The organism is Pseudomonas sp. B21-028 (genome assembly GCF_024749045.1).
In the GTDB taxonomy this organism is placed as follows: domain Bacteria; phylum Pseudomonadota; class Gammaproteobacteria; order Pseudomonadales; family Pseudomonadaceae; genus Aquipseudomonas.
This window is the reverse complement of sequence record NZ_CP087184.1, coordinates 1,676,759-1,692,464: the sequence shown is the minus strand read 5'-3', so window position 1 is coordinate 1,692,464 and position 15,706 is coordinate 1,676,759. Positions and strand designations below refer to the sequence as shown.

General features: G+C 59.9%; 15 protein-coding genes. 7 read left to right on the top strand and 8 right to left on the bottom strand.

Annotation, left to right across the window (positions count from 1 at the left end):
- Nucleotides 1-11 precede the first annotated feature (11 nt).
- Nucleotides 12-878, top strand: coding sequence for a DUF6279 family lipoprotein (locus LOY35_RS07745; RefSeq protein WP_258631815.1), 867 nt, complete (start codon nt 12-14; stop codon nt 876-878).
- 140 nt (nt 879-1,018) lie between these two features.
- Here LOY35_RS07745 and LOY35_RS07740 read toward each other — a convergent pair whose 3' ends face one another.
- Nucleotides 1,019-1,411, bottom strand: a complete 393-nt coding sequence (locus LOY35_RS07740) for a hypothetical protein (RefSeq protein ID WP_047701703.1) — start codon at nt 1,409-1,411, stop codon at nt 1,019-1,021.
- A 174-nt stretch (nt 1,412-1,585) separates the two neighbouring features.
- Here LOY35_RS07740 and LOY35_RS07735 point away from each other — a divergent pair, with 174 nt between their 5' ends.
- Nucleotides 1,586-2,317, top strand: a complete 732-nt coding sequence (locus LOY35_RS07735) for a thioredoxin family protein (protein ID WP_258631814.1) — start codon at nt 1,586-1,588, stop codon at nt 2,315-2,317.
- A gap of 141 nt (nt 2,318-2,458) precedes the next feature.
- Here LOY35_RS07735 and LOY35_RS07730 read toward each other — a convergent pair whose 3' ends face one another.
- Entirely contained in the window at nt 2,459-4,165 is a 1,707-nt protein-coding gene (locus LOY35_RS07730; protein WP_258631813.1) for a ShlB/FhaC/HecB family hemolysin secretion/activation protein, read from the bottom strand.
- Between the two features lie 215 nt (nt 4,166-4,380).
- Between LOY35_RS07730 and LOY35_RS07725 the strand changes: the two genes are divergently transcribed.
- On the top strand, nt 4,381-4,656 hold the full coding sequence (locus LOY35_RS07725) for a hypothetical protein (protein WP_258631812.1): 276 nt from the start codon (nt 4,381-4,383) through the stop codon (nt 4,654-4,656).
- A gap of 224 nt (nt 4,657-4,880) precedes the next feature.
- Here LOY35_RS07725 and LOY35_RS07720 read toward each other — a convergent pair whose 3' ends face one another.
- The gene (locus tag LOY35_RS07720; RefSeq protein WP_258631811.1) at nt 4,881-6,227 is read right to left on the bottom strand and encodes a DEAD/DEAH box helicase; all 1,347 of its coding nucleotides are present in this window, start codon (nt 6,225-6,227) and stop codon (nt 4,881-4,883) included.
- 193 nt (nt 6,228-6,420) lie between these two features.
- Here LOY35_RS07720 and LOY35_RS07715 point away from each other — a divergent pair, with 193 nt between their 5' ends.
- On the top strand, nt 6,421-7,719 hold the full coding sequence (locus LOY35_RS07715; RefSeq protein WP_258631810.1) for a mechanosensitive ion channel family protein: 1,299 nt from the start codon (nt 6,421-6,423) through the stop codon (nt 7,717-7,719).
- Between the two features lie 258 nt (nt 7,720-7,977).
- Here the strand turns inward: LOY35_RS07715 and LOY35_RS07710 are convergent, their stop codons facing one another.
- A complete protein-coding gene (locus tag LOY35_RS07710) occupies nt 7,978-8,622 on the bottom strand; it encodes a hydrolase (RefSeq protein ID WP_258631809.1) in 645 nt (214 codons plus the stop codon).
- 157 nt (nt 8,623-8,779) lie between these two features.
- Between LOY35_RS07710 and LOY35_RS07705 the strand changes: the two genes are divergently transcribed.
- Complete coding sequence (locus LOY35_RS07705) at nt 8,780-9,697, top strand: LysR family transcriptional regulator (protein WP_258631808.1); 918 nt, start codon at nt 8,780-8,782, stop codon at nt 9,695-9,697.
- Here LOY35_RS07705 and LOY35_RS07700 read toward each other — a convergent pair.
- The 4 genes from LOY35_RS07700 to LOY35_RS07685 all read right to left on the bottom strand — a co-directional run bounded on the left by LOY35_RS07700 (nt 9,660) and on the right by LOY35_RS07685 (nt 13,911).
- Complete coding sequence (locus LOY35_RS07700; RefSeq protein ID WP_041020167.1) at nt 9,660-10,523, bottom strand: carboxylate/amino acid/amine transporter; 864 nt, start codon at nt 10,521-10,523, stop codon at nt 9,660-9,662. The genes LOY35_RS07705 and LOY35_RS07700 overlap by 38 nt on opposite strands.
- A 244-nt stretch (nt 10,524-10,767) precedes the next feature.
- Nucleotides 10,768-12,636, bottom strand: a complete 1,869-nt coding sequence (locus LOY35_RS07695; RefSeq protein ID WP_258631807.1) for an ATP-binding protein — start codon at nt 12,634-12,636, stop codon at nt 10,768-10,770.
- Between the two features lie 221 nt (nt 12,637-12,857).
- Nucleotides 12,858-13,457 carry an FMN-dependent NADH-azoreductase gene (locus LOY35_RS07690; RefSeq protein WP_258631806.1) on the bottom strand — a complete coding sequence of 200 codons (600 nt, stop codon included), beginning with the start codon at nt 13,455-13,457 and terminating at the stop codon, nt 12,858-12,860.
- A 139-nt stretch (nt 13,458-13,596) separates the two neighbouring features.
- Complete coding sequence (locus LOY35_RS07685; protein WP_258631805.1) at nt 13,597-13,911, bottom strand: 3-phosphoglycerate kinase; 315 nt, start codon at nt 13,909-13,911, stop codon at nt 13,597-13,599.
- Between the two features lie 50 nt (nt 13,912-13,961).
- Here LOY35_RS07685 and LOY35_RS07680 point away from each other — a divergent pair, with 50 nt between their 5' ends.
- Nucleotides 13,962-14,885: a LysR family transcriptional regulator gene (locus LOY35_RS07680; RefSeq protein ID WP_258631804.1), complete on the top strand. Its 924-nt coding sequence runs from the start codon at nt 13,962-13,964 to the stop codon at nt 14,883-14,885.
- 14 nt (nt 14,886-14,899) lie between these two features.
- Entirely contained in the window at nt 14,900-15,703 is an 804-nt protein-coding gene (locus LOY35_RS07675; RefSeq protein ID WP_258631803.1) for an alpha/beta fold hydrolase, read from the top strand.
- Nucleotides 15,704-15,706 lie beyond the last annotated feature (3 nt).

Sequence of the window (15,706 nt, the reverse complement as noted above, 5' to 3'; positions counted from 1 at the left end):
AGGACTCGCTCATGTCGCGCTGGTTTACACGCACCGTCACGTTTATCGCCCTGCTGCTGTTGCTCACGGCCTGCAGCCGCATCGGCCTGGCCTACCGCAACCTCGACCTGATCATCCCCTGGACCCTCAACGACTATCTGGAGATCAACGGCGAGCAAAAGGACTGGTTCAACGAACGCCTCGAGGAGCACCTGAGCTGGCACTGCACCACGCAACTGCCCGGTTACCTCGATTGGCTGGACCGCTTGAAGACCATGGTCCAGACCGGTCAGGTGACCGACGAAGCCCTGCAACAGCGCACCCGGGAAGCCAAGGCCGCCATCGCCGAAACCGCTCGGGAAATTACGCCGTCAGCCATCGAATTGCTGCAAGGCCTGAACGACGAACAAGTCGCCGACATGGACGCCGCGTTCATCAAGGACCAGCGCAAGCGCCAGCAGGAATACCTCAAGCCGTCACTGCAACAGCAGATCAAGGAACGCAGCGAGCGCATGGAAAAACGCCTGAACGACTGGCTCGGCCCCCTCAACATCGCCCAACGCCAGCGCGTGGTGGCCTGGTCCACCGCCCTGGGCGACCAGAACCAGCAATGGATCGCCAATCGCGCCCACTGGCAAAACCAGTTCAGCGCCGCCGTGGCCCAGCGCCACGACCCTGACTTTCCAAGACGCATCGAGCAATTGCTGGTCAACCGCGAAAGCCTCTGGACCCCGGCCTACCGCGAGGCCTACAACAACACCGAAGCCCAGGCCCGCAGCCTGCTGGTAGACCTGATGGCCGACAGCACCCCGCCCCAGCGCGAACGGCTGCTGAAGAAGATCGACGGGGTGAAGAAGGATTTCAGTGATTTGAAGTGCCTGAAAGGCGCAAAAAGCTGAACGGACACGTTCTCAAAAACACTGAAGAACCCCTGTGGGAGCGAGCCTGCTCGCGATAGCGGAGTGTCATCCCGCGTACATGGCGACTGACACACCGCTATCGCGAGCAGGCTCGCTCCCACAAGTGTTGTGTACAGCCCTCAGGCAATCTGCGCCTTCGAAGCCAGATCATCAAAGGTAAACTCGTCCAGCGCATCCTCCTGCTCATCCAGCACCTGGCGCGGATGATCATTACCAGGAATGCTACTGTCGATCAGGCTCAACAAACGCGACCCCCGCACCGTCAGCACGAAATTCTCGCCATTGCCGCCCTCTTCCTCCGGCCGAGGCTCAATGAAGCCACGTTCCAGCAGCAACTTCTCGTACTCCCCGGCGACCGCTTTCAGATGATCGAGGTTCTCTATCTCCTCGCCTGCGGCCGCTTTCGCCGCCGCGTACTGCTCCGCATAAGGCCGAGGAGTAAAACTGTGGCCGGCGCCGTTCTGCACTTCGTGCAACAACCGTTCGATCAAGTCCCAGTTATAAGTCGTCATCCTGGTCCATCCTCCAAAGAGTGAGATGTCTACTTAGGGTGTGACCGAGGCGCCACGCCACCGTTCAGCCAGGCTTCCAGGCGGACCGTCGCGCCAACCGACCAACGGTCTGTCGAATTCATCCAGGGCCAAACGACCACTTGTTGAAACGCCCTGCCTCCAGGAGAAATCACCATGAACGTAGAGAATCATCCAGTCGTCTCGCGGGAAGAATGGCTCAAGGCCCGCCAACAACACCTGGCCCACGAAAAAGCCTTCACCCGCGAACGGGACAAACTCAGCGCCGAACGCCGCGCCCTGCCCTGGGTAAAAATCGACAAACCCTACCGCTTCCAGGGACCTAACGGCGAACTCAGCCTGGCCGACCTGTTCGGCGGCCGCAGCCAACTGATCGTCTACCACTTCATGTTCGGCCCTGGCTGGACAGAAGGCTGCCAAGGCTGCTCCTTCCTCTCCGACCACATCGACGGCGCCAACCAACACCTGGCCCACCACGATGTGGCGGTGGTCGCCGTCTCCCGCGCGCCGTTCGCCGAATTCCAGCCGTTCAAACGCCGCATGGGCTGGGCCTTCGACTGGGTCTCCTCAAACGGTTGCGACTTCAACTACGACTTCGGTGTCAGCTTCAAAGCCGAAGACACCGCCGCCGGAACGGCCACCTACAACTACGAAAAAACCGACACCGCCGAAGGCGAACTCCCAGGCCTGAGCGTCTTCTATCGCAACGAAGCCGGCGAAATCTTTCACACCTACTCAACCTACGCGCGGGGTCTGGACATGCTGGTCGGCACCTACCAATACCTCGACCTGGCGCCCAAGGGGCGTAATGAGGACGAGATCATGGATTGGGTGCGGCATCATGATAAGTACGAGGATGCGAAGGCTCATAGCTGCTGCCACGGTTGATGCTGGGCGCTCACCTACCGCCAGTCGAGCAAAGCTCCCCGTGGCGAGGGAGGTTTTTCGCCTGGATCTCGGCGTTGATCTTGGCGCTGCGGGTGATGATTTCGAAGCGGTCGTCCATGATCAGGTCTCGTTGCAACAGAATTAAATGGATACATCCACGCGGAAATAGATCGGCGCTTCACGTTCGGTCAGGGCATCCGGGCGTTCCAGGGAGTGAGCAAAGGTGACGCTGGTGGTGAGGTGCTCGCCGCGGGCGAACAGCTCCACCGAGTTGCTCGACATGCGCCCGTGCTGATCGCCGTTGTAGCGGGTCCCGCTGATGACGCCCTGGTCATAGCCCAGGCTGGTGCCGTATTCGGCAAATATCGGACGCAACCATTCCAGGGTCACCGGACGGCTCCAGCGCAGGTCGTTGCGCCAGTACCCACCGTTGTCGCCAGCCAAGGACTGGTCTTTGTAGCCACGAATCGAAGACTCCCCGCCCAGGCTCATGCGCTGCGGGCTGAACAGCACGTCTTCGCTGTGCTGGCCGGTCATCAGGCTGCTGAAGCTGAAGGACTCGCCCCACAGCTGGAACGGTTGCAGGTAGCTGGCCGTGGCGGTGTATTTGCGATAGCGGGCGTCAGCCTGGCCGGGGGCTGGGTTGTGGTTGGCCTGGGCATCGAAAGCGCCGATACCTTGTTGCATGCCCAGGTCCAGGTTGACGAAGGCACCGCCGATCCGCCGACCGTGGTTGATACCGAACTGCGCTTCGCTCAGGCGATTGCTGCTCAGGGCCAGTTTGCTGTCTTCGATGAAGTTGTTGCTGCGCAGGTAGGCCAGACCGGTGTTGAGGGAGGTCTTGCTCAAGGCGTCGCGATGGATGACGCGCTCGACCAGCAACTGATGGTTCTGACTGTCGCCGCTCTGCTTGAAGTTGAAACCGTTGGCCGCGATCTGCGAGCGGTACTCGCTCTGGCTGTAGGTGTAACTGACATTCCACCAGCCAAACGGCAGGTTGTAATAGAGCATGGCGTTTCGCGAGGTGTGCTGGTGATCGCTCATCGCGTCATGACCGCCGCGCAGCATCAACTGATCGGCCAAGCCCAGCGGGCTGTCCCACTCGAAGCGGGTGCCCCACTGCTGCTCGCCGGTGCTGCGCTGGCCGTCGTTGCTGCGCGACAGCCCGGCACGCCAGGGCTTCTGCGGGGTATTTTTGACCAGCACTTCACTGCCGCCGACGTTCTGGCCGGGGGTCAGCTCCATCTGCGCCTGGTTCGACGGCAGGCGATTGAGCTGGTCCACCATCTGCTCGATTTCCCGCAGGTTGACCAGCTCGCCGGTCTTGCCGGGAAACGACATCGCCAATTCACGCTCCGACAGGTGGCTGTTCTCGGCGCCTTTCAAGCCTTCGAGCCGGCCCTCGACCACCAGTACTTGCAGGTGACCAGCGGACAGATCCTGCTGCGGCAAGTAGGCACGGCTGGTGACCAGGCCTTTTTCGATGTAGTGGTCGGTGATGACTTTGAGCAGTTCATTGAGCTGGGGCACACCCAGGCATTGGCCGATGTAGGGCTGGAGCAGCCGCTCGCGCTCGCTGGCGGAAAGGCTGTCGGCGCCCTTGAGTTCGATGGCCTTGATAGGGAAGCAACGGGTATCGGCCGGCTCGCTCGGCTGGGTCGGTTTCGCTTCCTTACCGGGGAGATCCTTGAGCTCCTCCAGACGGCGGCGCTGCTCTTCGAGCAAACGGTTCTGGCGCTCGCGGATCAGGTCGGTTTCACCGGGAGTCGGGGCGGCGTGAGCCAGGGTGAGCGGAGACAGGCACAGCAAAGCCAGGCACAACCTCGCCCAACGGGCGGGTGAGAACATGTTCGATCCCTCGATACGAAAGTGACATCAAAATAGTGGCGCGATATTAGAGAGCCATCATTTTGGCGTCAATTACCTAAACCCCCAGCCATGAAAGTTTCATAAACCACCTATCGAAAAACCCATAGGGCGTACTCGATTCACGCTGGTGAACTTTCCACCCGCACCAAGCCTCAACCCATTACCTGCCCAACAAGGAATACGAGGCCCACACCATGAAAACCCTCCTCACATTCACCCTCGCCGCCACGCTCACCTGTGCCCTGCCCGCCTGGGCCACTTGCACCCCGGAAGAAGCCACCGCCAAACGCGAACAGCTCGCTCAGGAAGTCACCAAGCTCACCCAACAGAACCCGGCCAAGGCCAAGGAGATGAATGACGAGTTGCAGGCCATGGATCTGGAGACAGCCAGCAAGGACGTGCCGGACAAGTGCCAGTTGATTGATAAGCGTCTGGAGGAACTGAAGGATGCCGGGAAGAAGGCTGAATAGAGGCGATGCATGGCTCCGCTTTTGTGGCGAGGGGATTTATCCCCGTTGGGGTGCGAAGCAGCCCCATTACTGTCTGCCTGACATATCAGGTCGGCTGGTTTTAGGGGCGCTTCGCACCCCAACGGGGATAAATCCCCTCGCCACAGAGTTTGTGTAGATGAGTGGAATGCGCATAAAAAAACCGGACCCAAGGTCCGGTTTTTTCATGCTGCGCTACAGGCGACTCACTCAGACGCCGGCGCTGGCGGCTTGCGACGCTTGAGCGGGGCCATGCCGTCCTTGCTGACCAGTGCCGGGGCGTCGGCCTTCGGGCGGTTGGCGGTCTTGCGCTTGGTCGGGGCCTTGGCGGCGGTTTTCTTCTTGTCGCCCTTGGCGTCGACCTTTTTCTTCTTCACGCCCACGGCCTTGCCCGAGGCCTTGACCTTTTTCGGCCCGCCGTAGGTGCCTTTGACTTCCTTGATGGTGCGGCGCTCGAAGCTCTGCTTGAGGTAGCGCTCGATGCTCGACATCAGGTTCCAATCGCCGTGGCAGATCAGCGAGATCGCCAGGCCATCGTTGCCGGCACGACCGGTACGGCCGATGCGATGCACGTATTCGTCACCGCTGCGAGGCATGTCGAAGTTGATAACCATGTCCAGGCCGTCCACGTCCAGGCCGCGCGCGGCGACGTCGGTGGCCACGAGGATCTTCACGCCCCCCTGCTTGAGACGGTCGATCGCCAGCTTGCGATCTTTCTGGTCCTTCTCGCCGTGCAGCACGAACGCCTTGTATTCCTGTGCCACCAGGCGGCCATAGATGCGGTCGGCCATGGCGCGGGTGTTGGTGAACACGATGGCTTTTTCGTAGGTTTCGTTGGCCAGCAGCCAGTTCACAATCTGTTCTTTGTGAACGTTGTGATCCGCCGTGATGATCTGCTGACGAGTCGTGGAGTTCAGTTGGCTGACCGCGTTGAGCTGCAAGTGCTCCGGGTTGTTCAGCACCTTGGCGACCATCTCCCGCAGGCCCGAGCCGCCAGTGGTGGCGGAGAACAACATGGTCTGCTGGCGGTTGGCGCATTCGTCCACCAGGCGTTGCACGTCTTCGGCAAAGCCCATGTCGAGCATGCGGTCGGCTTCGTCCAGCACCAGCACTTCGACTTCCTTCAGATCGAGGTTGCCGGCGTTCAATTGCTCGATCATCCGCCCTGGCGTACCGATGAGGATGTCCGGCACCTTGCGCAGCATGGCGGCCTGGACCTTGAAGTCTTCGCCGCCGGTGATCAGGCCGGACTTGATGAAAGTGAACTGCGAGAAGCGCTCCACTTCCTTCAAGGTCTGCTGGGCCAGTTCACGGGTTGGCAGCAGGATCAGGGTCTTGATGCTGACACGGACCTTGGCCGGACCGATCAGGCGGTTGAGGATCGGCAACACGAACGCGGCGGTCTTGCCGCTGCCGGTCTGCGCCGTCACCCGCAGGTCACGCCCCTGGAGCGCGAGCGGAATGGCCGCTGCCTGCACTGGCGTTGGCTCGACAAATTTAAGCTCGGCCACGGCTTTGAGCAGGCGTTCGTGCAGGGCGAATTCGGAAAACACGGGTGCTACCTCGAAGAAATGCAAAAAAACAGCTGCATAGGGTAACGGTTTCGAGCGCGAAGGCCGAGTTTCTTTATGCAAACGGCGACAATCAGCGGCTTTTTTCACGGCCGACTCGCCATCGAAGGTCACTTCGACAGGCTTAAATGCTCTAATCCTCCCGTCGCATTTCAATAGAAGACCCGTTTCGCCCATGGACATCAAACAGCTCTGGCTCAACATCCAAGACTTCTGGGGAGCCCTCGACCAGCACCCGCTCCTGCATACCGGCCTCGCTCTGGTGTTGCTGCTGACCATCGCCCTGGTGCTCGGACGCGTGGCACGTTATCTGATCCTGCACGGCGCCAAGCTGCTCGGTCGCCAGCCGGCCCTGCATTGGGTCAGCGACCTGCGCCACAACAAAGTCTTCCATCGCCTGGCGCAGATGACACCTTCGCTGCTCATCCAGTTCGGCCTGCCCCTGGTGCCCGGGCTCGGCAAGACCAGCCAGGTGTTCCTCGGCAATGTCGCTACGGCCTTCACCGTCCTGTTCATGATGCTGACCCTCAGCGCCCTGCTCAACGCGCTGCTGGATGTCTATGCCCGCACCGAACATGCCCGGACCCGCTCGATCAAGGGCTATGTACAACTGACGAAAATGGTGCTGTACGTATTCAGCGCAATTATCATCGTCGCGACCTTGATCGACCGTTCGCCGTTGTTGCTGCTGTCGGGCCTGGGCGCGATGTCGGCGGTGATCCTGTTGGTGTACAAGGACACTCTGCTGTCGTTCGTCGCCAGCGTGCAACTGACCAGCAACGACATGTTGCGAGTCGGCGACTGGATCGAAATGCCCCAGGTCGGCGCCGACGGTGACGTGGTGGACATCACGCTGCACACGGTCAAGGTGCAGAATTTCGACAAGACCATCGTCTCGATTCCCACCTGGCGGTTGATGTCCGAATCGTTCAAGAACTGGCGCGGCATGCAGCAATCCGGTGGACGGCGGATCAAGCGCAGCCTGTTCATCGACGCCAGCGGCGTGCGCTTCCTGCATGACGAGGAAGAACAGCGCCTGACCCACGTGCGCCTGCTGACCGACTACATCAGCCGCAAGCAGGCCGAGCTCAAGGCCTGGAACGAAGCCCAGGGCAACATTGCGGCGATGTCGGCCAACCGTCGCCGGATGACCAACCTCGGCACCTTCCGCGCCTATGCCCTCGCCTACTTGAAGAGCCACCCCGAAATCCAGCCGAACATGACCTGCATGGTCCGCCAGATGCAAACCACGGCCCAGGGCATCCCGCTGGAAATCTACTGCTTTACCCGCACCACCGCATGGGCCGACTATGAGCGCATCCAGGGGGACATTTTCGACTACCTACTGGCGGTGATGCCGGAGTTCGGGTTGAACCTGTATCAACAGCCCAGCGGCATGGATTTGCGTTCGGGGTTGCTGCCGGCGGTGTTGGGGGCGAGTCATATTCCGGAGGAGCAGAAGCAGTTGCTCTGAATACACCGCTGATCCTTGTGGGAGCCAAGCTTGCTCGCGATGGCGGTGGGTCAGTCATATCTCTTTTGAATGTGCCGCCGTCATCGCGAGCAAGCTCGGCTCCCACAGGTCATGCGCCATACCCGTAAATCATGAACACCACAAACCCCTGTGGGAGCGAGCCTGCTCGCGATTGGCAATACCAGTCGACATCGATGTCGTCTGACTGATTGCTATCGCGAGCAGGCTCGCTCCCACAGGGGTTGCAGCTATGTCTAATTACTTGGCTTGGCGCTGCGGGGCCTTGTGCACCATGGTGTAGGCGTAGTCCACGCCCATGCCATAAGCGCCGCTGTGCTCCAGTACCAATTCCATCACCGCTTCGTACGTCTCTTTGTGTGCCCAGTCACGTTGGTATTCCAGCAGCACTTGTTGCCAGGTCACCGGTACCGCACCGGCCTGAATCATCCGCTGTACCGACATGTCGTGCGCTTCTTTGCTGGTGCCGCCCGAGGCGTCGGTGACGATGTAGACCTCGTAGCCTTCAGCCAGCGCTTCCAGTGCCGGGAAGGTCAGGCAGACCTCGGTCCACAGCGCCGCGATGATCAGTTTCTTGCGGCCGGTGGCTTTCACCGCACCGACCAGCGCCTTGTCTTCCCAGGAGTTCATCGAAGTGCGCTCGATGGGCTTCTGCTCCGGATGAACCGCCAACAACTCAGGCCAGATGTAGCCGCTGAAGCTTTCGGTTTCGACCGAGGTGTAGATCGTCGGTACGTTGAAGATCTTTGCCGCCTTGGCCAGGCCGACGGTGTTGTTCTTCAAGGTCTGACGGTCGATCGACTGTACGCCGAAGGCCATTTGCGGCTGGTGGTCGATCAGGATCAGGGCGGAGTTGGTTGGGTTCAGCAGTTCGCGGATAGACATGGTGTGTTCCTTTTTAATGTCGAAATTTCAATCGGTTAGGGTTTTTCAACGTTCGCTTCAGCGGTGATGTCGTCGGCATGGGTGTACTTTAGGGGCTAGCTACAAAAGGGACAATTACCTAAAATCAGGAATCATTGATTCTAAAAAAGGAACAATCATGGATCGCATCGAATGTATGCGCGCCTTCGTCGTCACCGTGGGCGAGAACGGCTTCGCGGCAGCCGCCCGGGCCATGGACGTGCCGAGGTCGAAGGTCAGCAAGCAGATTCAGGCGCTGGAAGAAGCCATCGGCGTGCAACTGCTGCAACGCACCACGCGCAGCCTGCATCTCACCGAAGCAGGCGCTGAATATTTCGATGCGGCCCGGGAGGTTTTGGCGGCACTGGATGAGGCCGAGCAGCGGGCGCGGGACGGGATCGGTGAGTTACGCGGGGTGTTGCGGGTCAACGCGCCGATGTCGTTCGGCCTGCGACGGCTGGGCAAGCTGATACCGCTGTTCCATGAGCGGCACCCGAACATCGAACTGCAGGTGGTGCTCAGCGACCAGCAGGTGGATCCGGTGCGCGGCGGTTTCGACGTGACCATCCGCATCGCCAGCATGCCCGACTCGACCATGATCGCCCGACAACTGGCGCCAGCACCGCGCATCATGGTCGCCGCCCCCACCTACCTGGAGCGCGCAGGCGTCCCGCAGACGCCCCAGGACCTGCGGGCCCATCAGTGCCTCAACTACGGCTACCTGCAAAGTGGCGTGAGCCTGCAATTGAGCAATGGCAAGGAGACGCAACGGGTCAATGTCACCGGTCCCCTGCACGTCAACAACGGCGACTTGCTGGCGCAGGCCGCCGAAGCCGGCATGGGCATTGCGCTGCTGCCGGATTTCATCGTGGAAGACGCTCTGGCTGCGGGGCGGCTGGTGCCGGTACTGTGCGAATGGCAAGCGCCGGCAATCAGCATCAACGCCGTGTATTCGTCAGCCCGGCGCCTTCCGCAGAAAACCCGGGCCTTCATCGACTTCCTGGTCGAACAATTGGCGATCAGGCCACCTGCGGCTTGCGCAAGCTCAATCGACTGATCCACACCGCAAGCAGAATGACACCGCCGCCCAGGAACAACCGGCCCAATGCCTCGTGCTGGTTCCAGATCAGCAGGTTCAGCAACAGCCCTACAGGTACGTGCAGGTTGTTCATCACCGCCAATGTTCCGCCTTGGACCAGGCAGGCGCCCTTGTTCCACCAATACAGCCCCAGCGCCGTGGAGACGAGGCCGAGGAACACCAGCACGCCCCATTGCAGCGGCGCTTCGGGCCAGAAATTCGTCTTGCCGAACAGCAGGAAAGCCGGCAACGCCACCGCCAGCGCGCCGAGGTAGAAGTAGCCGAAACGCCGGTAGTGTGGCAGGTCGCTCGGGTGACGGGCCACCAGGTGCTTGTACAGCACCTGCCCGGCCGCGTAGGTGAAGTTGGCCAGTTGCAACAGCAGGAAGCCCATGAAGAAATCCGGATTGATCCGGTCATAGCGAATCACCGCCGCGCCGGCCACGGCCACCAGCGCGGCGACCAGTGCCCAGGGATTGAAGCGGCGGTTCAGCGCATCTTCGATCAAGGTCACGTGCAGCGGTGTGAGGATGGTGAAAAGCAGCACCTCGGGCACCGTCAGCACTCGGAAGCTCAGGTACAGGCAGACGTAGGTCACGCCGAACTGCAAGGCGCCGATCAACAGCATGCCGCGCATGAACGACGCTTCCACCTGACGCCAGCGGGTCAAGGGAATGAACACCAGCCCGGCCAGCAACACCCGGACCAGCACCGCGAAATAACTGTCCACATGCCCGGCCAGGTATTCGCCGATCAGGCTGAAGGAAAATGCCTGGATCAATGTCACAAAAAGTAGATAGCCCATACGCCAATGCCTGTCAGTTAAGAAAAATAGAAGCTATACACAGCTCTTGTGGCGAGGGGATTTATCTCCGCTGGGTTGCGCAGCAACCCCGGACAGTCAACACAATCTGTCTGATGCACCGAGATATCAGGTTCTGGGGCCGCTTCGCAGCCCAGCGGGGCGGTGCGACGTTTCGATAAATCCCCTCGCCACAGAGTCCTGCGACACTGACTGTTTAGGTGATGGCGTTTATTCCCAAGCCACCTCAACAGGAAACTTCATCCACCGCCAACGTGCGAACCTGACGTTGCTGCCGATCGTTGGCTGCACGCTGAAGCACCCGGGTCACGGCGTGGAAATTCGCCGGTTTGGCGAGAATGTCATCGGCACCGGCGGCCCTGAAACGTTCGACCTCATGGGCAAAGACACTCGCGGTAAAAGCCACCATGTAACAAGCACTGCCCTGCGGCAGCGCACGGATCTTGCGGATCGCTTCCACCCCATCCATGCCAGGCATGTTGATGTCCATGAGGATGACCTCGGGCGTCGACGTCGAACACCGCCTGAGCGCCCCCAGGCCATCGGATGCAAGGTCCGGGGTATACCCCAGCGCTTCCAGCATCGCCATGGCCACTTTCTGGTTCACCGGATGGTTCTCCACCAGCAGGATATCGAGCGGGTAACGCCTGGCAAAAGATGAGTCGAAACCCACCGCGTCATGGTCGTCACCCAAGGGGATTTCCGAGCCTCGGAAAGGCGCCAGGGGGAGCGAGAAGGAGAACGTCGAACCGATACCCGATTGGCTGGTAAAAGATAAAGTCCCCTGCTGTGCTTCGACTAGTTTCTTGCAAATTGAAAGACCGAGGCCACTCCCACTGAAACGTTGACTGGCTTGCCCTTTAAGCTGAACGAAGGGCTCGAACAGACTGCCTTGCCGCTCTTCGGGGATGCCTATGCCGGTATCGTGTATGGAAACGTCAAGCCGGGCTCCGGCGTCGTGTTCGCTCGTCGTGACCATGAGCGATACGTTCCCGCTTTCGGTGAACTTGATCGCGTTGCCCAGCAGATTGATCAGTATCTGACGCAGACAATCGAGATCGGTTTTAACCCAGCGGGGTACGCTCGCGGAAACTTGACTCTCAATGACGACCGGCTTGTCCTTGATGTTCTGCCGGATGATTTCAACGCTGGATGAAACCAGTGTCCGCAATTCAAATACGCGAGGCTTCAACTCAAGTTTGCCCGCTTCGATTTTTGCCAGATCGAGCACGTTGTCGATCAGCGACAGCAAGCTTCGTCCGCTGGTATGAATCGTTTTCAGGAGGCTGGTCTGCTCGACGGTCAGGGACGAACGCGCCAGCAACTCGGTTGCACCGATGACGCCGTACATGGGGGTACGGATCTCATGGCTCATGGTGGCTAAAAATTGGGTTTTTGAACGGTCCGCTTCCTCGGCGGCATCCTTTGCCTCGTTCAATATCCGTTCGTTCGTTTTCAACTGCTGGAGATGACCACGGGTGCGGAAAAGGCTGAACGCGAGAAAAACCAGAATGGCAAGAATGATATGGTCCAGCGAATCCTGATTGAGTTGGTGGTAGTAATCCGCCAACGTCATCTCCGCCCCCGCCACATAGACCGTACCGTCCTTGGACTTCATCGGAACGAAGACGGCACGAAAGTCCCCCCAATGATCCGAATAATCGATCCAGGTGGGCTCGCTACGCTCGAAGCTGTCGAGTAGCGCCTGGCTGGCATCGGGATAAGGATCGAAGAAACGCACGAAGTTTTTTTCCTCGATTTCCTTCTTCGATGCGCTGGAACTGATCAGATACGCCTTTCCATCACGCTTGATCACGCTGTAGACAAAAGCAGTGCCCATTGACTCGTTGAAACTGGAAAGCCGCTGAATGGCGTCCCAGTCTTGCGCCGGCGATTTGGACTGTTTGTCGATCAGGCTGTCATGGTAGCCGTCGCCGAGGATGGCCGAAGCACCCAGCGCGGCATGCAGCAGCTTGCTATTGATGTTGTCGGTCAGGATTTCCTGGGTCTCGACATAGAGGTAATAGATGTAGCCACTGACCCCTACGATGTAGACCAGAAGTAACGCCCATGTTTTGCGCCTGAGTTTGAACATCTTTCACAGCCTCCATACTGTCCGGCCCAGCATAGAGCGAAGCTCGGTTAAAAACCATTTTCCAAAAAAAAGCCCGATCTCGCCAATGCGTTCAATCGGGCTACTGCACTCAGGAGCAACAAGTGCAAAGGGAGGTTCGATGCGCGAAACGGTTTGAAGGGAATCGCCAGCTCATCAGTGGCCCTACTAGACCACCCGACGATTACCCGAGGATTAACAGCTCAGGCAACCTGGGACAGTTTGGCGTTGGCCTGATTCAAGCCCTTCTCCTGGAAGTCACCGCCCAGGTTCATGCCTTCGGCATGGATGAAAGTCACGTCGTGGATCCCGATGAAGCCCATGACCTGGCGCAGATAGGGTTCCTGGTGATCGGAGCTGCCGCCGGCGTGGATGCCGCCGCGAGCGGTCAGCACGAAAGCCCGCTTGCCGGTCAGCAGGCCTTGGGGCCCGGTGGGGGTGTACTTGAAGGTCACGCCGGCACGCAGCACATGGTCGAGCCAGGCTTTCAAGGTGCTGGGGATAGCGAAGTTGTACATCGGCGCGGCCATCACCAGCACATCGGCGGCCAGCAGTTCATCGGTCAGTTGGTTGGAGCGCTCCAGCGAGGCGTTCTCGATGTCGTTGCGCTGCTCGGCGGGCTTCATCCAGCCACCCAGCAGGTTGACGTCCAGATGAGGCACGGGATTGACGGCAAGATCGCGGACGTTGATTTCATCGGCCGGGTGAGCGGCTTTCCATTGCTTGATGAAGGTCTGGGTCAGTTGACGGGAAACCGAGTCTTGCTGGCGGGCACTGCTTTCAATGATCAGAACGCGGGACATGGGATGTAGGCTCCATCTGAATGTGTTGTCAGTCGATGGAGCAGAGACTAATAGGGACTATATCGATAAAAAAGCGCAAATATTTGCTGCAAAGCATCGATAAATTCGCTTATAAGCTGAACAAGCGTCCCAGTTCGGATTACTTTGGCTTACAGGTCAGTTCGATGCGCAGCTTGATGATGTTGCGGTTGAACTTGGCGGTGGCGTTTTTGAACTTGCCGGCGGCCACCTCGATCTTGCGGGTACGAGGCGCTTCCGGACCATTGCGAAACACCACGGTGCAGGCCGCGTCGGTGCTGCCGTAGTTGTTGACCTGGATGGAGCCGATGTCGGCGTCAGTGTCATAGGCGGTGTAATCGATGCTCAGGCCGTTGAGGTGTTTTTCCACATCGATCGGGTATGCGAACGCAGTCAGCGGCAACAGGGCCAGCACTGCACAACAGATTTTCTTCATTCGGCTGTCTCCACCAAGGGACCGCCAGCTTAGGACAAGAGGAGCTCAATATGAAAGCGCCCCGCGTGACCCTTGATCAATGGCGGACGTTGCAGGCCGTGGTGGACCACGGCGGTTTCGCCCAGGCCGCCGATGTGCTGCACCGCTCCCAATCGTCGGTGAGCTATACCGTGGCCCGCATGCAGGACCAGCTCGGCGTGCCCTTGCTGCGTATCGATGGACGCAAGGCGGTGCTGACCGAGGCCGGCGGCGTACTGCTGCGGCGTTCCCGACAACTGGTGAAACAGGCCAGCCAACTGGAAGACCTGGCCCATCACATGGAACAAGGCTGGGAAGCGGAAGTACGGCTGGTGGTCGACGCCGCCTACCCCAGCGCCCGCCTCGTCCGGGCCCTGACGGCGTTCATGCCACAGAGCCGCGGCTGCCGGGTGCGCCTGCGGGAAGAAGTGCTGTCGGGCGTGGAAGAGGTGCTGCTCGAAGGCGTGGCTGACCTGGCCATCTCTGGCTTCAGCATCCCCGGGTACCTCGGCGCGGAGCTGAGCGACGTGGAGTTCGTCGCGGTGGCCCACCCCGAACACGCGTTGCATCGACTCAATCGCGAGCTGACGTTCCAGGACCTGGAAAGTCAGCTGCAAGTGGTGATCCGCGACTCCGGTCGCCAGCAACCCCGGGACGTCGGCTGGCTCGGTGCCGAGCAACGCTGGACCGTCGGCAGCCTCGCCACCGCCGCGACCTTCGTCGGCAGCGGCCTGGGTTTTGCCTGGCTGCCCCGGCACATGATCGAGCGGGAACTGCGGGAAGGCACGCTCAAGCGGCTACCCTTGGATCAGGGTGGCAGCCGCAACCCGAGTTTCTACCTGTATTCGAACAAGGAAAAACCCCTGGGCCCGGCCACGCAGATCCTCATCGAACTGCTGCGTACCTTCGATACCGCGCCGCTGGATGCGCCGTTCGCCGCCCCTGAACAAGCCTGACAAGGATTTCGCCGATGGCCTATTTCGTACACGAAGACTGCAATCTGCACTACGAGGAATATGGCCACGGCGCCCCCCTGCTGCTGGTCCATGGGCTGGGTTCCAGCACCCTGGATTGGGAAAAGCAGATCCCGGTATTGTCCGTCCATTACCGCCTGATCGTGGTGGATGTGCGTGGCCACGGACGCTCCGACAAACCCCGTGGGCCCTACAGCATCGAAGGTTTCAGCGCCGACCTGATCGCCCTGATCGACCACCTGGACCTGGGCCCGGTGCACCTGGTGGGCTGGTCCATGGGCGGCATGATCGCCTTTCAGTTGGCGGTGGATGAGCCCGGGCGGGTCAAGAGCCTGTGCATCGTCAACAGCGCGCCGCAAGTCAAGATCCGCACCCTGGACGATTGCTGGCAATGGTTCAAGCGCTGGAGCCTGATGCGTATCCTCAGCCTGGCAACCATCGGCAAGGCCTTGGGGGCCAAACTGTTTCCCAAGCCCGAACAGGCGGATTTACGCTTTGAAATGGCCCGACGCTGGGCAAAAAACGACAAACATGCTTATCTCGCCAGCTTCGATGCCGTCGTGGGTTGGGGTGTCCAGGAACGACTTTCGCAGATTGCCTGTCCAACCCTCGTCATCTGCGCCGACCACGACTACACCCCAGTGGCACTGAAAGAAGCCTATGTAAAACTGCTGCCCGATGCACGGCTGGTGGTCTTCACCGATTCAAGGCACGCTACTCCGCTGGACCAACCCGAACGCTTCAACCAAACCCTGCTCGACTTTTTGATCGCAATCGACTCCACCACCCAGGATCAATGAACC